This is a genomic window from Microbacterium sp. UBA1097 (assembly GCF_002313585.1).
Lineage (GTDB): Bacteria > Actinomycetota > Actinomycetes > Actinomycetales > Microbacteriaceae > Microbacterium.
The window spans coordinates 162,682-184,755 of sequence record NZ_DCBW01000008.1; the positions used below are offsets into that span (position 1 = coordinate 162,682).

A 22,074-nucleotide genomic window follows, 5' to 3' on the forward strand; every position below is an offset into this window, starting at 1 on the left:
GCGCGTCCGGCCCTTAGCGGGCGGCTGGGGAGAGTTCCAGCGCTGCCCACAGCTGAGCGCGACCGCTGAAGCTCGATAGGTCCAGGTTCAGCACGTCCCCGAGCTCGTCGATGCGGGCGCGCAGCGTGTGTCGGTGGATGTCGAGAGCGCGAGCGGCCGGATCCCACGCGGTGTTGGCTGCGAACCAGGCCCGCGCAGCTGCGAGGAGGCGCTCGCGGTGATCCTCGGGCAGGTGATCCAGCGGTGCGAGCATGCGACGGGCGACGAGTTGACCGCCGCTGGTTCGCAGCATGCCGATCACGCCGCGGTCGGCAATCGCTGAGAACTCGACGACGCCAGGCGCACGGGCCTGCTCGGCGGCGTGAGCTGCCTCGTCCAGCGCGCGGCTCAGGCCAGCCCACCGGTCAAGGTCGGCGAACCCTGCGGCGGTGTCATGCTTGCGCAGCAGGTCTGCGACTCCCACGAGTGCTTCGCGGGAGGCCAGGATCAGCAGATCCTCCGAGCGTTCGGCGAAGAACAGTGCACCCGGCTCGGCCGTCGCGGCAAGCTCGAGCTCGTCGAGAAGCGACTGACTACCGGTGAAACCGATCACCTGACCGGCCAGAAGGGGCGGTGCCGGCATCCGTCCCCACAGCGCCGTCGCGGAGCGCGCAGCTTCGTCAGTGCGGCCAGCCAGGAGCAGCTCGATGACTCCGGTACGCACGCGCAGGCGCGCATCCGAGACGGCGCGCTGTTGCTCCAGCGCGATGCTTGCCAGGGCGATGACCGACTCGACGAGATCGCTGTGGGCGGAGTCCAGTGGGGTGTCAGCCCCGACGGCGAGCACGCCGCCCAGGCGCCCGCTTTGGCCAATCGTCTGCAGCGTCGCGGCGAGGGGCTCGGTGATGCGAACGCTCGCCGGCTTCGACTTGCGAAGCAGCATCCGAGACTGCTCTTGGACCGCGGAGTCCACGGATGCCGGAACCTCCGCGATTCCAGGGAGGCTGAGCGGTCTTCCTGCGGCGTCGAAGAGCGCGACCCACGTGCCGAGCCGCGATGAGAGGGTCCGCAGGATCGCCCGGAGCCCGTCTTTGCGCACAGCTGCCCTCGCCAGTGCTCGCTGCGACTCCAGCGTCCACGACAGCCTCGCGCTCCGGTCGGCGGCTTCGGCATCCGCGACGTGTCGGATGATGCCGATGAACGGCGTCGTGCCGGGCACCTCGATGAGCGGGATCTCGTGGCGCTCGCAGGCCGCCGCGAGTTCGGCGGGCACCGCCGCATGGATGACGTCAATCGCAAATCCCAAGCCCGCCACTCCGCGCTGCTGGAGCCGGAAGCAGTAAGCCTCGGGAGAGGTCGAGCCCGGTCCGGTGAATTGCCCGCCGTCGGTCAGGAGGAGCTGCCCGGGTTCGAGCCACGGCGTGGGGTCGGGCAGGTCCGAGTTGTGGACCCAGGAAATGGCGCGGTCGAGGTGATCAGCATCGAGATCACCCACGGCGCGCAGGCCGAACGCTCGAACTGCCAGAAGGGAGCGCAGCGTGGTCGGAATCGTCGTGCCAATCTGTCGATCGAAGAGTGTGCGGTACGACAATTGTGAACTATGCGAGCTGGTTCGGCGGAGCACACTAGGGGGCATGGCTCTCACTCCTGACGACACGAACGCGAGCATCAGCGAGCGCGACCGATCGAGCGTCTTCCACTCCTGGTCCGCACAGCGCTCCCTTGCTCCTCTGCCGCTTGCCGGTGGTAGCGGGAGCGAGGTCTGGGACGTCGATGGTCGCCGCTACCTCGACTTCTCGAGCCAGCTCGTCAACGTGAACATCGGCCACCAGCATCCGCGGGTCGTCGAGGCCATCCAGAAGCAGGCAGCGCAACTCACGACAGTCGCACCGGCTCACGCGAACGCCACTCGTGCGCGCGCCGCCGAGTTGATCCTGGAGCGTGCACCGGAGGGCTTCACCAAGGTGTTCTTCACCAACGGTGGGGCCGACGCCAACGAGAACGCGATCCGCATGGCACGGCTGGTCACCGGGCGCGACAAGGTCATCTCGACATACCGCTCGTACCACGGCAACACGGGCGCGGCGATCGTGGCCACCGGCGACTGGCGTCGGATCCCCAACGAGTTCTCGCGCGGCCACGTGCACATCTTCGGGCCCTACCTCTATCGGACGGAGTTCTGGGCGACCACTCCCGAACAGGAGAGCGAGCGAGCACTACGGCACCTCGAACGAACCATCCAGGCCGAGGGCTCCGACTCCGTTGCCGCGATTCTGCTTGAGACGATCCCCGGAACCGCCGGCGTGCTCGTTCCGCCGCCCGGATACCTCGCCGGAGTCCGCGAGATCGCCGACCACTACGGCATCGTCTTCATCCTCGATGAGGTGATGGCAGGCTTCGCGCGCGCCGGCGAGTGGTTCGCGTTCGACGCTTTCGACGTGACGCCCGACCTCATCACGTTCGCGAAGGGTGTGAACTCCGGCTACGTGCCGCTGGGTGGAGTGGTCATCTCGGATGAGATCGCGCGCACGTTCGATGACCGGGTCTTCCCCGGCGGCCTCACGTATTCCGGTCATCCGCTTGCTGCCGCCTCAGCCGTCGCGACGATCGAGGCGATGGCCGACGAGAACATCGTGGAACACGCGGCCCGCATGGGCACCGACATCTTGGGCCCGCGCCTGCGCGAGATCGCCGAGCGTCATGCCGTGGTGGGCGAGGTGCGGGGGCGCGGCGTCTTCTGGGCCGTTGAACTCGTTGCCGACCGGCAGACGCGCGAACCCCTCGGGGCCGAGCGCATGGCGGCGCTCAAGAAGGACCTTCTCGACCAGGGCCTCCTCGGGTTCTTCGCCGAGAACCGCCTCCACGTCGTGCCACCGGCTGTCGTCACCGAATCGGAACTGGACCGAGGCCTCACGATCATCGACGCGGCGCTAGGTCGCCTCGGCTGAGGATGCCGCGATGACCACCCTCGAACCCTTCCAGCCGCTCGTTGTGGCGGATCTGGGCGTCGCGGGCACTCCAGTTTCCGACGATCTTCGACTCGAGGGAGAGCCCAGCACGGGCTTCGTCGATGTTGCAGTGGTCGGTGGCACCACGGTCGGGATTTGGGAGATGACTGCCGGCTCGATGCGGGACATCGAGGCTGACGAGGTGTTCGTCGTCGTTTCGGGCGAGGCGACCGTGGAACTCATCGAGGAGCACGGGCGGGTCGACCGGACGATCGAGCTGCGCGCCGGGTCTCTGTGTCGACTCGAGTCAGGAATGCGGACGCGGTGGCACGTGCCCACGGTCCTTCGAAAGGTCTACATCGTGCCAGATCTCGAACCGGAACCATGACCCGCCTCGCGACTGCGGGTGGGACCCAGACCACCAACGAAAGAGGATGCCCATGAGCGCGACCACCGCATACGGCCATGAGATCCGCACTGACCTCGGCACCATCCGCGGCGCGTTGGCGGAGGCATCCACCACCCCGTTTTGGCTCGACGATCCTGACCGTCCCGCCCCACGCGGTGCAGTCTCTGGCCGGGTGTCCACCGATCTGCTCGTGGTGGGCGGGGGGTTCGCCGGGCTCTGGACAGCACTGATCGCCAAAGAGCGTGACCCGAAGCGGCGCGTCGTCCTGGTCGAGGGAAACCGTATCGGCTGGGCCGCGAGTGGTCGAAACGGCGGCTTCTGCGAAGCGAGCCTCACTCACGGATGGGAGAACGGGGAGCTGCATTTCGCTGACGAGATGCCGGTGCTGAACCGCCTCGCTGACGAGAACTTCGCTGGGATCCGCGCAGCGATCCAGCGCTACGGGATCGACGCCGAATGGGAGGAGACCGGTGTCCTGACGGTGGCCACCGAGCCGCACCAGATCGGCTGGCTCCGGGAAGCTGCCGATCGCTCCCCGAGCGAGACGTTCCTGGAGGGCGAGAGCCTTCGTGAGAAGGGGAACTCCCCGCTCTACCGCGCGGGACTGTTCGGAACGGATGGCGTCGCCTATGTGAACCCCGCCAAGCTCGCGTGGGGGCTCGCGGCGGCTGCCGAAGATCACGGTGTCGAGATCTACGAGCGGACGCGGGTGACTCGCCTTCGCCCCGATGGCGTAGGCATGGTCGCCGAAACCGCACAGGGCGAGATTCGTGCGAACCGGGTGGCCCTTGCCACCAACGTCTTCTCGTCATTGCTGCCCGAACTGCGGCTGTTCACGGTGCCGATCTACGACTACGTGCTCATGACGGAGCCGCTGAGCGCCGACCAGCTCGCCGCGATCGGCTGGACCGAGCGTCACGGCATCACCGATTCGTCGCGTGAGTTCCACTACTACCGAAAATCGTCTGACAACCGGATTCTGTTCGGCGGGTATGACGCGGTCTACCACCGCGGCAGGCGCGTCAGAGCGGCGCAGGATCAACGCCCCGAGACCTTTGAGCGACTCGCTGATCACTTCTACGGCACGTTCCCGCAGCTGTCCGGCATCCGGTTCTCGCACAAGTGGGGTGGTGCGATCGACATGTCCACCCAGCTCGTCGCGTTCCACGGGTCGGCTCGCGGCGGGCGCGTCGCCTATAGCGCCGGGTACACGGGGCTCGGTGTCGGAGCAACGCGGTTCGGTGCAGAGGTCATGCTCGACCTGCTCGAGGGACGCGATACCGAGCGCACGAGGCTGAAGATGTCGCGCAAGCTCCCCATCCCGATTCCGCCCGAGCCGCTGGCCTACCCGCTGATCCAGATGATGCGCCGAGCCGTTGCCAAGTCGGACCGAAACGGCGGGAAAGACGGTCCGTTGCTGAAGCTTGCCGGACTGTTCGGCGTGGGCTTCGACTCCTGACGTCGGGCGGGGAGAAGCCCTCTCGGGGCGGACGGGGCGTCGCGAAAAAGTTCAACTGTTTTGTGACGGTCGTCGAAAAACTCTTGACAGACGGCACGTACCGTCGCACTATGGCTGCGACGGTACGACGCGGTGCCGCTGGCGTGAACCAGGGCCAGTACTGCACCGGTGGAACCGCTCTCACCCCTGTTCGCCAACGAGAGGCCTCCGATGAAGAAGAGTCTTGCAACACTCGGCGCGCTTGCCGCCGCAGCCCTGTTCCTTTCCGGATGCACCGACTCCGGTGCGGCCCCGGAACCGACCGAAACCATGACCGAGGGAACCGGGGAGCTGACCACGGTCCGCGTCGCCGCGCTCCCGATCGCCGAGACCTGAACGTCGCTGATCTCGAGGAGTTGGCCTCTCTTGCGGTCGGATACGGGGTCTTGGACGCTGAGCCGAACTTCGACACACTCATCCAGGAGCAGTAACGGATGGCGGAAGGGATGCCGCTCACCGGCGGCATCCCTTCCGCGTCCCCGCCCCCTGACTGAGCTACCCGAAGGACAACCATGGCTACCGCCACCGCTCCGGCCCCGACCCGGAGGCGCCGGAGCGCAAACGCAGCGCGATCGGCCCGCAAGATCGGCCTCGGCCTTCTCGGCATCCTGGGCATGCTCGCCACCTGGCAGCTCATCCCGACGCTGGGAATCGTCAACCCGCAGTATCTGCCGTACGCCACGGAAACGCTCGCCAACCTCTTCGGCGAGATGCGAGACCTCGAGTTCTGGCGAAACGTCGGCCGCACCCTGAGTCTGTGGGGCACGGGCCTTGCGATCGCCACCGTCGCCGCAATCGTGCTCGGAACCCTCGTCGGGCTCTCCCGCTTTCTTCGCAAGGCGACCCACACGACCGTGGAGTTCCTGCGCCCGATCCCATCGGTGGCGCTGATTCCGGTCGCGATCCTGATCTTCGGACTGCAGCCCCAGGCAGGACTCGTGATCATCGTCTACGCCACCTTCTGGCAGGTGTTCGTGCAGGTGCTCTACGGGGTCGCCGACATCGACACCGTCGCCCGCGACACCGCGCGCAGCTATGGCCTCTCGACCTTGTCGCAGTTCCGCAGCCTCATCTTTCCGACGTCGCTGCCCTACCTCATGACGGGTCTGCGTCTGGGAGCAGCTGTCGCCCTCATCCTGACGATCACGGCAGAGCTCGTGATCGGCATCCCCGGTATCGGGAGCCAGATCACTACCGCACTCACGGTCGGTGACTGGCTCACCGTGTACACCTACGTCCTCGTCTCTGGAATCCTCGGCCTCATCGTCAATCTGCTCTTCCGGTTCATCGAGCGTCACGCGCTGTCGTGGCATCAGTCAGTGCGCGGGGAGGAAGTGCTGTGACCCTCTACACGACGACCGTCGTCACCCCGCCGCCCGCTCGCCGACGCTGGAAGGGCTTTCTGATCCAGGTCGGCTACGCCATCGGTTTTCCGATCGTCCTCATCGTCGCGTGGGCGATCTGGACGGGGATCTCGCCTCAGAAGTTCTTCCCACCGCCCCTGACGATCCTGGAAGCGTTCGTCGACACGTGGATCGGGCCGGCATTCTTCACCGACGTCATTCCGAGCCTGTATCGCCTCGCGCTCGGCATCATCCTCTCGATCGTCATCGGCATCGCCGCGGGAACACTCATCGGACTCGTCCGGTGGCTGCGGGAGCTTCTCGAGCCGACGCTCGAGTTCTTCCGCGCCATTCCCCCGCCGGTGATCATCGCGCCAGTTCTCATCATCTTCGGCATCGGGGATGACGCGCGAGTGATCATCATCGTCGCCGGCTCGATCTGGCCGATCCTGCTGAACACGATCGAGGGAGTGCGGGCCACCGATTCGGTGATGACAGAGACTGCTCAGTCGTTCGCCCTCACCCGATGGGAGCGGCTCCGATATCTCGTCTTGCCGTCCGCGAGCCCGCGGATCATGGCTGGCGTGCGGCAGTCCCTGTCGGTGGCGCTGCTGCTGATGGTGATCTCCGAGCTGTTCAACAACGCGTCCGGGCTCGGATACAAGATCAAGTACTTCCAGACGAACTATCTGATCGCCGAGATGTGGAGCGGCGTGCTGTTGCTGGGTCTGATCGGCGTGCTGCTTGCCACTCTGTTCGGCCTGGTCGAGCGGCGGGTGCTGCGGTGGTATCACGGAATCAAGGAGGTGGAGCGTGCCTGACACGTTGCTCAAGGTCGAGAACCTGAAGAAGACGTACGAGTCATCGACCGGAATCGTCGAGGCTATCGGCGACATCAGCTTTGCGATGCACCAGGGCGAGCTGGTGTGCATCGTCGGACCGTCCGGTTGCGGGAAGACGACGCTGCTCAAGTGTGTCGCGGGTCTGCTGCGACCCACCGCCGGCGTCATCGAACTCGACGGGCAGCCAGTGACCGATCCGCCCGAGAACATGGCGCTGGTGTTCCAGGAGTATGGCCGCTCGCTGTATCCGTGGTTGACGGTGCGCGGCAACGTCGAACTCCCGCTGCGGCACAAGAAGCTCTCGCGCGCCGAGCGGGATCGGCTCATCGACGACGCTCTGCACGCGGTGGGCCTCGACCACGCTGCGAAGAGCTATCCGTGGCAACTCTCGGGCGGGATGCAGCAGCGCGTCGCGATCGCCCGCGCCGTCGCTTACCAGCCCGAGGTTCTCATCATGGACGAGCCGTTCGCCGCGGTGGATGCCCAGACGCGCGCCGACCTCGAAGACCTGGTACGCACGCTTCATCGCGAGCGCGGGATGTCGATCCTGTTCGTGACGCACGACATCGATGAGTCTGTCTACCTCGGCGAGCGGGTCGTCGTGCTCTCGAAGTCGCCCACATGGGTGCAAGAGGATCTGCACATCGATCTCCCCGAGGACCGCGACCAGATCACCACCCGCGCGATGCCGCGCTTCACCGAGCTACGCACCCACGTGTACGAGCAGATCCAGCGCGCCAAGCGCGGCGAGGCCGTGCGGGCGCAGGGATGAGTACCGCGTCGTCGCCGCTTCTCGGCAGTCGATCTCCGCGCGAGCTGGCGCTGGCGCTGCTGGGTGAGTATGTGCTCGATGACCCGGACACGTGGGTGCGTGCGGGACTGTTCATCGAGGTACTCGAGGGGGCCGGCATCCAGCCCCCGGCGACACGCGCGGCGCTGGACCGTCTGGAGCAGAACGGCATCCTGCGTCGAGAGCGGCACGGGCGTGAAGTGTCGTTCGTCCTGACCACCGAGGGTGCGGCGATGCTCACCGAGGCAGGCGAGCGTGTGCGCAACCCGCAGCCGCTGCATGCTGATGGCGACGGTTGGACTCTCGCGACGTTCAGCGTTCCCGAGGGGCAACGGAGGCTGCGCCATCGGCTGCGCTCCACGCTGACCTGGGAGGGATTCGCCCCGCTCCGCGACGGCCTTTGGATCGCACCGGGAGTGGTCGACCTGCAGCGAGTCCTTGCGAGTCTGCTCCCTGAACTTGGCACCGGCCTGGTCGCGTTTCACGCGCGCGAACTCGACGGCTTCCCGATCGCGGATGCCGTGAGAACAGCGTGGGACATCGACGCTATCCACGCCGCGCACGTGGGCTTCATCGATGCCTGGTCGGACTCCGCCGTCGCAGATGCGTCAACTGCACTCTCGATGCGGGTAATGCTCGTCGCGGACTGGCTCGCCCTCGTCCGCACCGACCCGGGGCTCCCGCGAAACCTGCTCGAGCCGGAATGGCCTGCTGATCGCTCGCTCAGGCTGTACCTGCGCCTCCGAGATGAGACCGCCGCTCCCGCTGCGCGGGAATTCGCCCGCCAGGCCCCGGCCGCAGGCGGGCTGGCCGAACCCGCTATCCGCTGACCCCGCAGCCAGGATCAGCTGCTGCTGCACCGACATGGCGATGGCGAGAAGAAGCGGATTCTCGCCAGGCGGTGACAAGCGAAGGGTTCCAGGAACCAAATCGCAGGGATGACGTACCCCCGCCGGAGACGCGGTTCGCAGGATTCCTGGACCGGCGGATGATCTACTGGCCCAGTGGCTGACGATGAACTCGCTGAGTCCTCCGACTACGCGAGGTTCGAGACCCATGATCGGCGGCGGCGCCTGTCGCGGCGCTCGCTCGTCTGGATCGTCATCGCGGTAATTCTGGCGGTTCCGGCTGCGATGCTGCCACACCTGGATGCGCTGGCCGGGGGCATGATCCCTATCGCGCAGTCGCTGCTTCCGGCGGGAGCGCTCGGACTTCTCGTGATCGCGGTCGTCGCGGCAGTCTCACGAGCCTGGATCGGGGCCACCGTCCTCGTGGCCGGCGCCGTGCTTTCGGTGGTTCCGGTGCTCACCCCCGTCCGCGCAGCCGAGTGCACGGCGTCGACGCCGCTGACCGTGCTGTCGTTCAACGCGAAGTTCGCCGGTGCGGATCCGGGTCAGCTCGCCGACCTGATCCGGGACGCGGGAGCCGACGTCGTGGTCCTCGTCGAAACTGATGAGCACCTGATCAACCAGATCCTGGACGGCGAGGGTCTCGCCGAAACCCTTCCTCACCGGACGAAACAGGTCAGCACCAACGCCTACAAGGGAAGCGTGGTCCTCTCTGCCCATCCACTCAGCGCCGAGGAAGACATCCCTGGGAGCGTGTTCGAGCAGGTGAGCGCGGTTGCGACGCTTCCGGACGGGACGGCAGTACGGGTGGCGGCCGTGCACCCGCCGCCACCGGTCGGCCAGCCCGAAGACTGGTACGAGGCTGTCACCGCAATCGATGAGTGGATCCAGGCCACGAGCGATCCGCGTCTGGTCGTCGCAGGCGACTTCAACTCGTCGTTCTCCCACCCCGTCTTCCGGCGATTGACCGCCGACCTCGCAACAGCGGCTCAGGCGGCGGGCCCGATCCCGTGGCCGACGTGGCCGCAGGAGAAGCCGGTGCCGGCGTTCACGGCCATCGATCACGTTCTCGCCCGCGGCGCCGTTCCCAGGGGCTGGGCAAGCGCCTACATCGAGGGAAGCGACCACCGGGCAGTCATCGCGAACTGGGCCCTTTGTGACTCCGCCCGAGGCGTCAGCGGCTGAGCGAAGCGAAGCGGCGGATCGACAGCGGAACGAACACGACCAGCATCACGATGGTGATCAGCAGCACATAGACCACCGGATGCTGCAACGGCCAGGCGTCAGTTGCCGCACTGCCGCTGGGCGCGTTGCCGAACAATTCTCGGGCCGCTTGTACGAGGGCCGAAACCGGGTTCCACTCGGCGATCACCCGGAGCGGGCCCGGCAGGTTCTCGCTCGGCACGAACGCGTTCGAGATGAAGGTCAGGGGGAACAGGATGAGGAATGAGGCGTTGTTGATGACCTCGGGGCTGCGCACGATCAGCCCGAGGAACGCCAGCACCCACGACAGCGCGTAGGCGAAGACCAGCAGCAGCCCGACCCCAGCCAAGAACTCGAGGGGCGAAGACTCGACCCGCCACCCCACGACGAGGCCGGTGAGCATCATGACGATCAGGGAGAGAACGTTGATGACGAGGTCGCCGACCGTCCGCCCGATCAGCACCGCCGACCCGCTCATCGGCAGGGTGCGGAAGCGGTCGATGATGCCGTCTTTGAGGTCCTGGGCCATCGCCGAGCCCGAGTATGTTGAGCCGAACACGATGGTCTGCGCGAAGATCCCCGCCATGAGGAACGAGGTATAGCTCTCTCCCGGTACCTGAATCGACGAGCCGAAGACGAACGTGAACAACAGCACGAACATGATCGGCTGAATGAGGGTGAAGATCAGGATGTCGGGAACCCTGGTCAGTTTCTTCACGTTGCGCCAGGTGGTGACGTAGCCGTCCGAGAGGAATCGACTGAACGCCGTACCGGGTCCCGGCTGCAGAGTCTTGCTCGACGCTCCCGTGGTGCGCGCAGTGCCGGTGCTCATGCCGCCTCCTCCTCATCCCCAGCCTGCTCAGCGGCATGACCCGTGAGCTGCAGGAAGACGTCGTCCAATGTCGGCCTGCGCATTCCGGCGTCGTGCAGTTCGACCGCTGCCGCAGCAGTGTCGGTCATGATGCGCGAGAGCGCGTCTGCTCCGTTGCTGACCGGCACCACCAGGCCGCGGGCCCCGTCCGACGCGACCGGCCCCGAGCCGTAGCGCGAGAGGATCTCGCGCATCGCGTCGGCGTCGCTTTCGCTCACGAGGCTCACCGCGATCCGCTGGCCACCGACCGAGGACTTCAGCTCGTCAGCGGTGCCCTTCGCGATCACGCGTCCGTTGTCGATGATCGAGATCGAGTCGGCGAGGCGGTCTGCCTCCTCCAGGTACTGCGTGGTCAGGAGCACTGTCGTGCCGCCGGCGACGAGCGTCTCGATCACGTCCCACAGCGCGAGACGACTGCGCGGGTCGAGCCCCGTCGTCGGTTCATCGAGGAAGAGGACCGGCGGGTTGATGACGAGCGCGCCGGCCAGGTCGATGCGGCGCCGCATCCCACCCGAGAATCCCTTTACCGGTCGATTCTGGGCATCCACCAGGTCGAACAGCTCGATGAGCTCACGCGCCCGCTGCGCCGCCCGGCGCCGCCCGAGGTGGTACAGCATCCCGACCATGAAGAGGTTCTCGAACCCGGTGAGGTTCTCGTCGACCGCAGCGTATTGACCGCTCGCGCCACTCATCCGACGGATCTGCTGCGGGTCGGCGAGCACGTCTACGCCGTCGATCGTGGCCGACCCGGCATCCGGGCGGATGAGCGTCGTCAGCACCTTGACCGTCGTTGTTTTGCCCGCGCCGTTCGGCCCGAGCAACGCCGCGACGGTTCCCTCGGGCACCGACAGGTCGAGCCCGTCGAGAGCGCGGACGACCGGCGCGCCCCGCGGATGGTAGGTCTTGACGAGCCCGCTCGCCTCGATGAAAGCCATGGCACGGATCGTAGCGGTGCGCGGTGACATCGGAGGCCGGTGGCTCGTCGCATCTCGGGCGAGCGCAGTGCGGGCGCGCCCGCCCGGGTCACGGCTCGAGCACGACCTTGATGCATCCGTCGTCCTTCTTCTGGAACGTCTCGTAGAGCGCGGGAGCGTCCGAGAGGGGTGCGCGATGGGTGACGAGGTCCATGACGCCCAGCGGGTCTTGCGGGTCCTCGACGAGCGGAAGCAGATCGTCGGTCCAGCGCTTCACGTTGCACTGACCCATCCGCAGTGACAGCTGCTTGTCGAACATCGTCTTCATCGGCAGGATGTCGGCGTCTCCCGCGTACACACCCGAGAGCGAGACGGTGCCGCCCCGGCGGACGACATCGATGGATGCGTAGGCCGATGCGAGCCGGTCCATCCCTGCCTTCTGCATGAAGGCCCGGGCCACGGGATCGGGCAACAGGCCCGTGGCGTGCTGGGCGAACTCCACGACGGAGTCGCCGTGAGCCTCCATTCCGACAGCATCGACCACGGCATCCGCGCCTCGCCCCTCGGTGAGATCCCGCAGGAGTGCCACGACGTCATCGTCGAGGTCGTACGTCAGCACGCCGTGGCGCTCCGCCATGGCGCGCCGCTCGGCAACAGGGTCGACAGCGAGCACGCGGTAGCCGCGATGGACCCCGACCCTGGCCGCGAACTGGCCGACCGGACCCAGTCCCATGACCACGAGGGTGCCACCGTCGGGCACGGCGGCGTACTCCACGCCCTGCCACGCGGTGGGGAGGATGTCGCTGAGAAAGAGGTACCGGTCATCGGGGAGCTCGGAGCCGACCCGGATGTGGTTGTAGTCGGCCAGCGGAACCCGCAGGTACTCCGCCTGACCCCCAGGAACCTGACCGTAGAGCTTCGTGTAGCCGAACAGGGCAGCTCCGCTGTTGTACTCGGTCACCTGCGTTGTCTCGCACTGCGACTGCAGACCCCGGCGGCACATGAAGCAGTGGCCACAGGAGATGGTGAAGGGCACCACGACCCGGTCGCCGACCGCCAGCTGCGTGACCTCATCGCCCACCGCCACGACGACGCCCATCGGTTCGTGGCCCAGGATGTCGCCCCGGTCGATGAACGGCCCGAGCAGCTCATACAGGTGCAGGTCGGAGCCGCAGATCGCGGTCGAGGTGATCTGCACGATTGCGTCGGTCGGTGCCTCGATGCGCGGATCGGGAACCTCGTCGACACTCAGTTCCCGCCTACCCTGCCAGGTCAATGCCTTCATCGGTGCATCCTCTCGTCGTCGTCCAGACAGCGTTCGTTGTCCGTGGAGCCGACGCTAGGTCGCAGTCACACGCCCGCCGAGGGGCTTGCCGGGTTGGGAAAGCCGAGGTACGGCCCCACGGCCGCGGAGTGTCCCGCATGATGGATGCATGGCTGAGCCGGTGACGTCCCAGCGGATACTCGAGCACGTCCAGAGGCTCGGCGAGGAGCATCCGCCGATCGAACTGGACTCCGTCGACCGCGGCATCCGTGACCCGCGTGCCGTGGCCGAGCGGTACGGACACGTCATCGACTACCTCGCGCGGGTCGAGCTCGAGGTCGACCGCAACGTGCTCGAACTGCTCGTGCTGTTGCCCGATGTCAGCGAGGTCGACCGGATGTTCTACGCCGACGTGTGGCAGCCCCAGGAGATTCAGCACGGTCTGATCCTCGATCGGCTGCAGCAGGACCTCGGGCGTGCCGCCGCGGAGCCCGTGCTCGACGTGTCGTACAAGATGCGGATCATGGGCGCGCTCGCACACTTCTCCGCGATCCAAGACATCGCGCGGCTGCTCTACTACCTGACCGGCGCCAGCACCGAGCGGCAGGCGGTGCTCGCCTACAACACGATCCACAGCGGGATGACCGAGCTCGGTGAGACCGCGATCGCCGAGACGATCATCGCGCCCATCCGTCGCCAAGAACCCGGCCATTTCGCGTTCTACCGGATGAGCGCGACCGAACTCGTGCGCTCCGGGGCGCTGCGGCCGTGGCAGCTCTACCTCGCCCGCGTCCTGCGCGAGAAGACCTACAACCTCGTCGGAACGAACGGGCAGGACCGCTACCGCGCGCAGATGGGCGGCGTCGTCACCGCCCTGGGCTTCGACACCGACCTCGACAAGTACGCCCGCGAGGTCGGCCGCATCGAAGCACAGCTGCTGTGGGCGCACGAGCAGGGCATGGACTTCCCGCCGTACGTCATGCGGGCACTGCGCGAAAGCATCGACCTCTACCGTGAGCGGGGATTCGGCGACGCCGCGTGAAGCCACGGATGCCGACAGCGTCGTAACCTGACAGCGCGGCCGGATGCGGCATCCGACCTGGGACGGAGCTGACATGCAATTCGGACTGCACATCGCTGACTTCACCTTCGACAGCGGGCCGGCCGAGCTCGGTCCGACCCTCGCGCGGCACGTCAAGCACGCCGAGGATGCCGGCATCCAGCGGATCACGGTCATGGACCACTTCTGGCAGTTGCCCGGCATCGGCCCCTTCGAGCACGAGATGCTCGAGGCCTACGCGACGCTGGGATTCCTTGCCGCGCACACGCGGAAGGCGATGCTGCACGTCTTGGTCACGGGCGTCATCTATCGGCATCCGGCCCTGCTCGCCAAGCAGGTGAGCACCCTCAACGTGCTCTCGGGTGGCCGCGTCGGGCTCGGCATCGGCGCCGGCTGGAACGAGCAGGAGTGCGTCGGCCTCGGATTCCCGTTCTCACCTGTCGCGCAGCGCTTTCGCGAGCTGGAAGAGACGATCCAGATCTGCCGGCAGATGTGGTCGGAGTCCGAAGAGCCCTACGACGGGGCGATCTGGCAGCTCGGACGCACGCTGAACTCGCCGCAGAACGTCACGAAGCCGATGCTCATGATCGGCGGTGGGGGCGAGAAGAAAACCCTCAAGCTCGTCGCTCAGTACGCCGATGCCTGCAACCTGAGCGCCCTGGCTGGTGTGCCCACCGGGAAGCTCGACGTGCTGCGGGCGCACTGCGACGATGTCGGGCGCGACTACGACACCGTCGAGAAGACCGCCATGATCGGCGTGAACCCCGAATCGACGGTGGACGGCGTCGCCGACCAGGTGCGGGCGCTGGGGGAGGCGGGCTTCACGACGACGTACGTCTTCTCTGTCGGCATCCGTCAGCCTGAGAAGGTCGTCGACCTGATCGCAGGCGTTGCCGCGCAGGTGTAGCGCGCCCGTTCCGCCTCCGCACGAAGGTAGGAGTTCTCGCCGAGGCAGGACGCTTCAGACGCACATCGTCCTACGTCGGCGATTTCTCCTACCTCGGCGATGGGACCCGACCGCGGTGCGGTCCCGAGACGGATGCCGGGCTCAGCCGATCAGCTCCGACCGAACGATCGCTGCGCCCGCGGTGAGGGCCGCGAGCTTTCCCCGTGCGACACCGCGGGGCAGGGGAGCCATACCGCAGTTCGTGGCGGGGTAGAGGTTCTCGGCATCCACGAACTGCAGCGCTCGCCGTAGCGTGTCGGCAACCTCACCCGGCGTCTCCACCGTGGTGCTGGCGACATCGATCGCCCCGACCATGACCTTCTTGCCGCGGATGAGCTCAATGAGGTCCATCGGCACGTGGGAATGGTGGCACTCAAGCGAGACGATGTCGATGCTCGACTCGCGGATGCGGGGGAAGATGCGCTCGTACTGGCGCCACTCCGACCCGAGGGAGGCCTTCCAGTCGGTGTTGGCCTTGATGCCATAGCCGTAGCAGACGTGCACCGCGGTCTCGCTGGTCACCCCCTCGGCGGCTCGCTCGAGCGCCGCAATCCCCCAGTCGTTGACATCGTCGAAGAAGACGTTGAACGCGGGCTCATCGAACTGGATGATGTCGACCCCCGCCGCTGCCAGTTCCTTCGCCTCCTGATTGAGGATGCCCGCAAACTCCCACGCGAGCTCTTCGCGGCTGCCGTAGTGGGCGTCGTAAAGCGTGTCGATCATCGTCATCGGCCCGGGAAGCGCCCACTTGACGGGTCGGTCGGTGTGGGCGCGCACGAAGGCTGCATCCTCGACGAACACCGGCGCCTTGCGAGCGACGGCGCCGACGACTGTGGGCACTGACGCGTCATAACGGTCACGGATACGCACCGTCTCGCGGCGTTCGAAATCGACGCCCTCGAGGTGTTCGATGAAGGTCGTCACGAAGTGCTGGCGGCTCTGCTCGCCATCGCTCACGATGTCGATTCCCGCGTGCTGTTGGTCCGAGAGCGCCAGCAGCAGCGCGTCCCGCTTTCCCTCGGCGAGGATGTCGTCATCCAGCTTCCAGGGCGACCAGAGCGTCTCGGGTTCGGCGAGCCACGCCGGCTTCGGCAGGCTGCCCGCGGTGGAGGTGGGAAGGAGCGTCATGCGCGTGCCTCCTCCAGCTCGCGGGCGGAGAACTGCGCCGACCACAGCTCCAGCGACTCCCGGTGCGGCTCGATGAAGTGCTCCTGGGCGAAACGGCCCTGCGCGACGGCGAGGCGGCTGCGCTCCTCGCGGTCGTACTCGATGCGTGTCAGTGAATAGTCGGGCTGGCTCAGGCTCGGCTGGAACCGCGCGGGAGCCGAAGAGTTGGCGTTGTAGATCTCGGGACGATAGATCTTCTGGAACGTTTCCATGGTTGCGATCGTGGCGGCGAGTTCGAGGTCCGAGTAGTCGGTGAGCAGATCCCCGACGTGGTAAAACGCCAGGGGGGCGGCAGCGCGGGGTGGCATGAAGTAGCGGACCTTCATCCCCATCTTCGCGAAGTAGTCATCGGTCAGCGAGTACTCGTCCTGGCGGTATTCGACGCCCAGAACCGGATGTTGCGTGTCGGTGCGCTGGTAGGTCTTGGTGCTCGAGACGCTCAGGCAGATGACGGGAGCCTTCGCGAAGTGCTGCGTATAGGCATCCGACGCCACGAAGCTGCGGAACAGGTTTCCGTGCAGCACGCCGAAGTCATCGGGGACGCTGAAACCGGATCCGGCGGCGTTGTGTGCGGGGAGCACGACGCTGAAGTCGTAGTCCCGCACATACGACGAGAAGTTGTTGCCGGCGATGCCCGGGATGCGGCTACCGGTGCGGTGGTCGACGATCGTCGTCTCCAGTACCTCGATGATCGGGAAGCGCTCGCCGTCGCCGCCCTCGTCGAGGTCGACCGAAACCGAGACGATATCGAGATCGACCGAGTAGCGGTCTGCGGTCTCGTTGTCGCTAGCTGCGAGCTCGTTGAACCGGTTGTCGATCATCCGGATCGCGTTGCGGAGGTTCTCCTTGCGGTTCTCGCCGCGTGCGAGGTTCGCGAAGTTGGTGGTGATGCGCGTGTTGTCGAGAGGACGGTAGTCCTCGTCGAATCGGACACGCTCGAGAGTGAAGACAGGGACGGGCGGAGACGTCAGACGCATGACAGACCGTTCGAGTTCGGGCGAGCCGGGGCGGCCCGCTGAGTTGTCAGGGAGCCGCAGCGCGTGCCCGATGACGTGCTCGGGCGCGAGGCTTCGCGTCATGCTGCGATGTGTTCGAGCATCTCGGCTACGCGCCCGAGGTGCAACTCGCCGCGTAACACAGTGACGAATTGGTGGGCGGCGGTCAGGCCTCGAGGGGAACGGATGCTGCGCCCGAACCGACCGGCACGAGGCGCGTCAGCTGCGTGACGTGGCGCGGTTCGAGCTCGGCAAGGCTTGACACCCCGAGCAGGCGCATCGTGCGCTCGATCTCGGCGCGGAGGATCTCGATCGTGCGATCCACGCCCTGGCGGCCCCCGGCCATGAGGCCGTACAGGTACGCGCGGCCGATGAGCGTGAACTTCGCGCCGAGGGCGACGGATGCCACGATGTCGGCGCCGTTCATGATGCCGGTGTCGATCATGACCGTGGCGTCCTTTCCGACCTCCCGCACGACCTGCGGCAGCAGGTGGAAGGGGATGGGCGCGCGGTCGAGCTGCCGACCGCCATGGTTGGAGAGGATGATGCCGTCGACACCGTGGTCGATCAGGCGCACCGAGTCGGCAACGTTCTGAACGCCCTTGACGACGATCTTGCCGGGCCACAGGTCGCGGATGACGGCGAGATCCTCGTAACTGATCGTGGGGTCCATCGCGGCATCCAGCAGCTCGCCGACGGTGCCGCCAGTGGATGAGAGCGACGCGAACTCGAGCTTTGGAGTCGTGAGGAAGTCGTACCACCACCAGGGCCGCGGAATGGCGTTGACGATCGTGCCGAGGGTCAGCTGCGGCGGGATCGAGAAGCCGTTGCGCTTGTCGCGCAGGCGCGCACCGGCGACCGGGGTGTCGACGGTGAACATGAGCGTGTCGAAGCCGGATGCCGCGGCTCGGCGGGCAAGCGCATAGGAGATCTCCCGGTCGCGCATCACGTACAGCTGGAACCAGTTGCGCCCGTGAGGGTTTGCGGCCTTCACCTCCTCGATCGAGGTGGTGCCGAGGGTCGAGAGCGTGAACGGGATGCCGGCTGTTCCCGCCGCCGAGGCGCCGGCGATCTCGCCCTCGGTCTGCATGAGCCGCGTGAAGCCGGTCGGCGCGATACCGAACGGCAGCGCTGACGGACCACCGAGGATCTCGACCGAGGTGTCCAGGTCCGGGGCCGGCGTCAGGATCCCGGGGTGGAACTCGATGTCCTCGAACGCCTGCCGTGCGCGCGAGAGTGAGAGCTCTCCCTCGGCGGCACCGTCGGTGTAGTCGAATGCCGCCTTGGGAGTGCGTCGCTTGGCGATCGTGCGCAGGTCGGCGATCGTGAGCGCGGCCTGGAGGCGCCGCTTGCGACCGTCCAGTTCGGGGGCCTTGAACTTCAGCAGGTCGAAGATCTCGGCGGGCTTGGGGAGCTGTCGCTGCACCATCACGGTGTCCTTCCGGAGGGGGCGAATCGTCGCGGGGGATGTGTCCTGACCACACGGTACCGCAAGTCCTCGAGCGATCCGTCGATGAGTCCGATGGCTCGTGCCTGCACGAGGATGTTGCCAAGGGCTGTCGCCTCCACGGGTCCGGCGAGCACGGGAAGCCCCGCGCGATCGGCGGTCCGCTGGCAGAGCAGCTCGTTGAGCGCGCCGCCGCCGACGATGTGAATGGTCTGCACCGGCACGCCTCCGAGCCTGCCCGCCGTCAGCGCGGCATCCGCGAATGCCTGCGCGAGGGACTCGACGATGCATCGGACGTAGCCGGCCTGGCTCGACGGGGCAGGGATGCCGTGGGTGGAATACCAGGCGTCGATCCGGGTCGGCATATCGCCCGGAGCGAGGAAGGCCGGGTCGTTCACATCGAACACGGGGCGGTCCCCCGGCTCGGCAGCAGCCGCCGACAGAAGCGTTCCGAGATCGGCGGGAAGCCCCGACCGCTCCCAGCCGCGGATCGTCTCGGTGAGAATCCACAGACCCATGACGTTGTGGAGAAGCCGGATGCGTCCATCGACACCCCCCTCGTTCGTGAAGCCCGCCTCGCGGGCCTCATCGGTGAGCACCGGACGCTCGACCTCGACGCCCACGAGCCCCCAGGTTCCACACGAGATGTACGCCGCGGCATCCGCCTGCATGGGAACCGCGACGACCGCCGACGCCGTGTCGTGCGAGCCCACCGCGTGGACCGGGATACTGCGGGCGGCGCCGAGTTGAGACATGACGTCGGTGGCGAGGTCGCCGATGAGCTCGCCGGGCGCGATGAGCTCGGGAAGCAGATGTGGCGGGATTCGGAGAGCCGAGATCAGCTCGTCGTCCCACGACCCATCGCTCACGCGCAGGAGCCCCGTCGTGGAGGCATTGGTGCGCTCGACTCTCGCGACCCCCGTCAGCCAGTACGAGATGAGGTCGGGGATCAACAGAGCGCTATCCGCGAACCCGAGGATGGCGGGGTCCTCGGAGGCCAGCTGGTAGAGCGTATTGAACGGCAAGAACTGCAGACCGTTGCGGGTGAACAGATCTCGGTGCGGGTACATGCCGTGCACGGCATCCACCCCCCGCGTGGAGCGGTCGTCGCGGTAGTGGAACGGCTCGCCGAGCATCCGACCCTGCCGCAGCAGCGCATAGTCCACCGCCCAGGAGTCGACCCCGATCGAGCCGAGGTCCGGGAAGTCCCGGACGGCGGTGCGTAGACCGTCGATGATCGATCCGTACAGCGTCGTGACAGACCAGTGCAGGCCGTCCCGCGTGCGCACGGGTGTGTTGGGGAAACGGGCGACAGCGTGAGCCTCAAGGAGGTCGGGGCCGACCCGTCCGATCATCACCCGCCCGCTGGTCGCCCCCAGGTCGACCGCGGCGACGACACCCGATGCGGCGCGCTCTCGCGCGGCGGCGGCACCCGATGCGGCGCGCTCTCGCGCGGCGGAGGTACCGGATCCGGTGCTCATCGGAGGAACGCGGCGGCGACGCCCGAGTCGACGGGGATGTGGAGGCCGGTCGTGCGGCTGAGCTCGGGGCCGGTGAGCACGAACACGGCATCCGCGACGTTCTCGGGGACGACCTCGCGCTTGAGGATGGTGCGGTTCGCGTAGAACTGGCCGAGGTCCTCTTCCTTGACCCCGTACGTCGCAGCGCGGTTGGCGCCCCATCCGGAGGCGAAGATCCCCGACCCGCGCACGACACCGTCAGGGTTGATCCCGTTGACCCGGATGCCGAACTCTCCGAGTTCGACAGCGAGGAGCCGCACCTGGTGGGCCTGGTCGGCCTTGGTGGCGGAGTACGCGATGTTGTTGGGCCCGGCGAACACGGAGTTCTTCGACGAGATGTAGACCACGTCCCCGCCCATGCCCTGCTCGATCATCGCCTTCGCGGCGGTCCGCGCGACGAGGAAAGACCCCTTGGCCATCACGTCGTGCTGCAGGTCCCAGTCCTTCTCGGTGGTCTCCAGCAGCGGCTTGGACAGCGACAGGCCCGCGTTGTTGACGACCAGGTCGATGCCCCCGAACGCGAGCAGGGTCTGATCGATCGCGGCCTGCACCGCAGCCTCGTCGGCGACGTTCGCGGCCACACCGATTGCGACATCCGCTCCGCCGAGCTCCGCGGCGGCGGCCTGCGCCTTCTCGAGGTCGAGGTCGGCGACCACGACGCACGCGCCCTCGGCCGCGAGTCGCGTGGCGATGGCCTTGCCGATCCCGGAGGCTGCGCCGGTGACGAACGCGATGCGGCCCTGGTGGGACTTTGGCTTCGGCATCCGCTGCAGCTTGGCCTCTTCGAGTGCCCAGTACTCGATGCGGAACTTCTCGGCATCCGAGATCGGCGCATAGGTCGAGAGCGACTCGGCTCCGCGCATGACGTTGATCGCGTTGACGTAGAACTCGCCGGCTACCCGGGCCGTCTGCTTGTTCGCTCCATAGCTGAACATCCCGACGCCGGGCACGAGCACGATGAGGGGATCTGCGCCGCGGATTGCGGGGGAGTCCGCCGTGGCGTGGGCGTCGTAGTAGGCCTGGTAGTCGGCGCGATAGAGCTCGTGCAGCTCGGTCAACCTGGCGATGGAGTCCTCGATCGAGGCATCCGCGGGCAGATCCAGCAGCATCGGCTTGACCTTGGTGCGCAGGAAGTGGTCTGGGCAGCTGGTCCCGAGCTCTGCGAGGGCGGGAGCCTTCTCGGAGGCGAGGAACTCGAGCACCACCTCGGCATCGGTGAAGTGTCCGACCATCGGCTTGTCGGTCGAGGCGAGACCCCGGATCGTGGCGGCCAGCGCCGCGGCCTTCGTGCGCCGCTCCGCCTCGGGAAGCGCCTCGAACCCGGGGCGAACTCCGCCGAACGGGTCGGTCTTGCCGTGCTCGGCGATGTAGGCGGCGGCGGTGGCGATGATCCAGGAGGAGTTCGCCTCGGCCTCATCCGAGGTGTCACCCCACGCGGTGATGCCATGGCCGCCGAGAATGCAGCCGACTGCCTGGGGGTTCTGAGCCTTGATCGCCGCGATGTCCAGGCCCAGCTGGAACCCGGGGCGACGCCACGGCACCCATACCACGCGCTCCCCGAAGATCGTCGCCGTCAGCTCTTCGCCATCCGTGGCGGTCGCGATCGCGATCCCCGAATCCGGATGCAGGTGGTCAACGTGGGCGGCATCCACGAGCCCGTGCATCGCGGTGTCGATCGACGGGGCCGCCCCGCCCTTGCCGTGCAGGCAATGGTCGAACGCCGCCACCATCTCGTCCTCGCGGTCCAGGCCCGGGTAGACGTCGATGAGAGCGCGGACGCGGTCCAGGCGCAACACCGCGAGTCCCGACTCGGTGAGGGTGCCGAGGTCTCCACCCGAGCCCTTGACCCAGAGGAGTTCGACCGGTTCACCCGTGACAGGGTCGACCTCGGTGCCCTTCGCCGAGGTGTTCCCGCCCGCGTAGTTCGTGTTCCTCGGGTCGGCTCCCAGGCGATTGCTTCGCGCGATCAGCTCGGCGACGGCGGGGTTCGTCATGCGTGAATTCCTTTGTTCAGGTGCGTCGGGACAGGT

Annotated in this window: 20 protein-coding genes; 11 read left to right on the top strand and 9 right to left on the bottom strand. The window is 67.0% G+C overall.

Features of this window, described 5'->3' with window-relative positions:
- Positions 1–13 precede the first annotated feature (13 nt).
- Complete coding sequence (locus B4F19_RS02185) at positions 14–1,570, bottom strand: PucR family transcriptional regulator (RefSeq protein WP_292732590.1); 1,557 nt, start codon at positions 1,568–1,570, stop codon at positions 14–16.
- 43 nt (positions 1,571–1,613) lie between these two features.
- Between B4F19_RS02185 and B4F19_RS02190 the strand changes: the two genes are divergently transcribed.
- The 9 genes from B4F19_RS02190 (at position 1,614) to B4F19_RS02230 (ending at position 9,842) form a co-directional block, all read left to right on the top strand.
- A complete protein-coding gene (locus B4F19_RS02190) occupies positions 1,614–2,927 on the top strand; it encodes an aspartate aminotransferase family protein (RefSeq protein WP_292726870.1) in 1,314 nt (437 codons plus the stop codon).
- A 10-nt stretch (positions 2,928–2,937) separates the two neighbouring features.
- Complete coding sequence (locus tag B4F19_RS02195) at positions 2,938–3,315, top strand: cupin domain-containing protein (protein ID WP_292726869.1); 378 nt, start codon at positions 2,938–2,940, stop codon at positions 3,313–3,315.
- Positions 3,316–3,367: 52 nt separating this feature from the next.
- Positions 3,368–4,795: an NAD(P)/FAD-dependent oxidoreductase gene (locus B4F19_RS02200; RefSeq protein ID WP_292732592.1), complete on the top strand. Its 1,428-nt coding sequence runs from the start codon at positions 3,368–3,370 to the stop codon at positions 4,793–4,795.
- Positions 4,796–5,005: 210 nt separating this feature from the next.
- The gene (locus tag B4F19_RS02205; RefSeq protein ID WP_292726867.1) at positions 5,006–5,170 is read left to right on the top strand and encodes a hypothetical protein; all 165 of its coding nucleotides are present in this window, start codon (positions 5,006–5,008) and stop codon (positions 5,168–5,170) included.
- Positions 5,171–5,346: 176 nt separating this feature from the next.
- Positions 5,347–6,177: an ABC transporter permease gene (locus B4F19_RS02210; RefSeq protein ID WP_292726866.1), complete on the top strand. Its 831-nt coding sequence runs from the start codon at positions 5,347–5,349 to the stop codon at positions 6,175–6,177.
- Complete coding sequence (locus B4F19_RS02215) at positions 6,174–6,998, top strand: ABC transporter permease (protein WP_292726865.1); 825 nt, start codon at positions 6,174–6,176, stop codon at positions 6,996–6,998. The genes B4F19_RS02210 and B4F19_RS02215 overlap by 4 nt, the downstream gene beginning before the upstream one ends.
- On the top strand, positions 6,991–7,791 hold the full coding sequence (locus tag B4F19_RS02220; RefSeq protein WP_292726864.1) for an ABC transporter ATP-binding protein: 801 nt from the start codon (positions 6,991–6,993) through the stop codon (positions 7,789–7,791). Before B4F19_RS02215 ends, B4F19_RS02220 begins: the two co-directional genes overlap by 8 nt.
- A complete protein-coding gene (locus B4F19_RS02225) occupies positions 7,788–8,639 on the top strand; it encodes a PaaX family transcriptional regulator C-terminal domain-containing protein (protein WP_292732593.1) in 852 nt (283 codons plus the stop codon). The genes B4F19_RS02220 and B4F19_RS02225 overlap by 4 nt, the downstream gene beginning before the upstream one ends.
- Before the next feature lie 174 nt (positions 8,640–8,813).
- Positions 8,814–9,842, top strand: a complete 1,029-nt coding sequence (locus B4F19_RS02230) for an endonuclease/exonuclease/phosphatase family protein (RefSeq protein WP_292732595.1) — start codon at positions 8,814–8,816, stop codon at positions 9,840–9,842.
- Here B4F19_RS02230 and B4F19_RS02235 read toward each other — a convergent pair.
- The 3 genes from B4F19_RS02235 to B4F19_RS02245 form a co-directional block, all read right to left on the bottom strand.
- Positions 9,832–10,692 (bottom strand): ABC transporter permease, encoded by an 861-nt coding sequence (locus B4F19_RS02235; RefSeq protein ID WP_292726861.1) that lies wholly within the window; start codon positions 10,690–10,692, stop codon positions 9,832–9,834. The genes B4F19_RS02230 and B4F19_RS02235 overlap by 11 nt on opposite strands.
- Positions 10,689–11,666: an ATP-binding cassette domain-containing protein gene (locus tag B4F19_RS02240; RefSeq protein WP_292726860.1), complete on the bottom strand. Its 978-nt coding sequence runs from the start codon at positions 11,664–11,666 to the stop codon at positions 10,689–10,691. Before B4F19_RS02240 ends, B4F19_RS02235 begins: the two co-directional genes overlap by 4 nt.
- A gap of 88 nt (positions 11,667–11,754) precedes the next feature.
- Positions 11,755–12,930, bottom strand: coding sequence for an alcohol dehydrogenase catalytic domain-containing protein (locus B4F19_RS02245; RefSeq protein WP_292732597.1), 1,176 nt, complete (start codon positions 12,928–12,930; stop codon positions 11,755–11,757).
- A gap of 148 nt (positions 12,931–13,078) precedes the next feature.
- On the opposite strand from B4F19_RS02245, the gene B4F19_RS02250 reads away from it, so the two are divergent.
- A complete protein-coding gene (locus B4F19_RS02250) occupies positions 13,079–13,951 on the top strand; it encodes a GTP-binding protein LepA (protein ID WP_292732599.1) in 873 nt (290 codons plus the stop codon).
- A 73-nt stretch (positions 13,952–14,024) separates the two neighbouring features.
- Entirely contained in the window at positions 14,025–14,876 is an 852-nt protein-coding gene (locus B4F19_RS02255) for an LLM class F420-dependent oxidoreductase (RefSeq protein WP_292732601.1), read from the top strand.
- Between the two features lie 141 nt (positions 14,877–15,017).
- Here B4F19_RS02255 and B4F19_RS02260 read toward each other — a convergent pair whose 3' ends face one another.
- The 5 genes from B4F19_RS02260 to B4F19_RS02280 form a co-directional block, all read right to left on the bottom strand.
- Positions 15,018–16,043 carry a methionine synthase gene (locus B4F19_RS02260; protein ID WP_292727987.1) on the bottom strand — a complete coding sequence of 342 codons (1,026 nt, stop codon included), beginning with the start codon at positions 16,041–16,043 and terminating at the stop codon, positions 15,018–15,020.
- Complete coding sequence (locus tag B4F19_RS02265) at positions 16,040–17,059, bottom strand: DUF1852 domain-containing protein (protein ID WP_292732645.1); 1,020 nt, start codon at positions 17,057–17,059, stop codon at positions 16,040–16,042. Before B4F19_RS02265 ends, B4F19_RS02260 begins: the two co-directional genes overlap by 4 nt.
- 184 nt (positions 17,060–17,243) lie before the next feature.
- On the bottom strand, positions 17,244–18,506 hold the full coding sequence (locus tag B4F19_RS02270; protein WP_292732603.1) for an alpha-hydroxy acid oxidase: 1,263 nt from the start codon (positions 18,504–18,506) through the stop codon (positions 17,244–17,246).
- The gene (locus B4F19_RS02275; protein WP_414683144.1) at positions 18,506–20,005 is read right to left on the bottom strand and encodes a rhamnulokinase; all 1,500 of its coding nucleotides are present in this window, start codon (positions 20,003–20,005) and stop codon (positions 18,506–18,508) included. The genes B4F19_RS02270 and B4F19_RS02275 overlap by 1 nt, the downstream gene beginning before the upstream one ends.
- Positions 20,002–22,038 (bottom strand): bifunctional aldolase/short-chain dehydrogenase, encoded by a 2,037-nt coding sequence (locus B4F19_RS02280; protein ID WP_292732605.1) that lies wholly within the window; start codon positions 22,036–22,038, stop codon positions 20,002–20,004. Before B4F19_RS02280 ends, B4F19_RS02275 begins: the two co-directional genes overlap by 4 nt.
- Positions 22,039–22,074: the final 36 nt, after the last annotated feature.

Excerpts from the sequence above, each read along its gene's own strand:
- B4F19_RS02190 (WP_292726870.1), top strand. The coding sequence starts at position 1,614 with ATGGCTCTCACTCCTGACGACACGAACGCGAGCATCAGCGAGCGCGAC.
- B4F19_RS02195 (WP_292726869.1), top strand. The coding sequence starts at position 2,938 with ATGACCACCCTCGAACCCTTCCAGCCGCTCGTTGTGGCGGATCTGGGC.
- B4F19_RS02200 (WP_292732592.1), top strand. The coding sequence starts at position 3,368 with ATGAGCGCGACCACCGCATACGGCCATGAGATCCGCACTGACCTCGGC.
- B4F19_RS02205 (WP_292726867.1), top strand. The coding sequence starts at position 5,006 with ATGAAGAAGAGTCTTGCAACACTCGGCGCGCTTGCCGCCGCAGCCCTG.
- B4F19_RS02210 (WP_292726866.1), top strand. The coding sequence starts at position 5,347 with ATGGCTACCGCCACCGCTCCGGCCCCGACCCGGAGGCGCCGGAGCGCA.
- B4F19_RS02225 (WP_292732593.1), top strand. The coding sequence starts at position 7,788 with ATGAGTACCGCGTCGTCGCCGCTTCTCGGCAGTCGATCTCCGCGCGAG.
- B4F19_RS02235 (WP_292726861.1), bottom strand. The coding sequence starts at position 10,692 with ATGAGCACCGGCACTGCGCGCACCACGGGAGCGTCGAGCAAGACTCTG.
- B4F19_RS02240 (WP_292726860.1), bottom strand. The coding sequence starts at position 11,666 with ATGGCTTTCATCGAGGCGAGCGGGCTCGTCAAGACCTACCATCCGCGG.
- B4F19_RS02245 (WP_292732597.1), bottom strand. The coding sequence starts at position 12,930 with ATGAAGGCATTGACCTGGCAGGGTAGGCGGGAACTGAGTGTCGACGAG.
- B4F19_RS02250 (WP_292732599.1), top strand. The coding sequence starts at position 13,079 with ATGGCTGAGCCGGTGACGTCCCAGCGGATACTCGAGCACGTCCAGAGG.
- B4F19_RS02255 (WP_292732601.1), top strand. The coding sequence starts at position 14,025 with ATGCAATTCGGACTGCACATCGCTGACTTCACCTTCGACAGCGGGCCG.
- B4F19_RS02260 (WP_292727987.1), bottom strand. The coding sequence starts at position 16,043 with ATGACGCTCCTTCCCACCTCCACCGCGGGCAGCCTGCCGAAGCCGGCG.
- B4F19_RS02265 (WP_292732645.1), bottom strand. The coding sequence starts at position 17,059 with ATGCGTCTGACGTCTCCGCCCGTCCCTGTCTTCACTCTCGAGCGTGTC.
- B4F19_RS02270 (WP_292732603.1), bottom strand. The coding sequence starts at position 18,506 with ATGGTGCAGCGACAGCTCCCCAAGCCCGCCGAGATCTTCGACCTGCTG.
- B4F19_RS02275 (WP_414683144.1), bottom strand. The coding sequence starts at position 20,005 with ATGAGCACCGGATCCGGTACCTCCGCCGCGCGAGAGCGCGCCGCATCG.
- B4F19_RS02280 (WP_292732605.1), bottom strand. The coding sequence starts at position 22,038 with ATGACGAACCCCGCCGTCGCCGAGCTGATCGCGCGAAGCAATCGCCTG.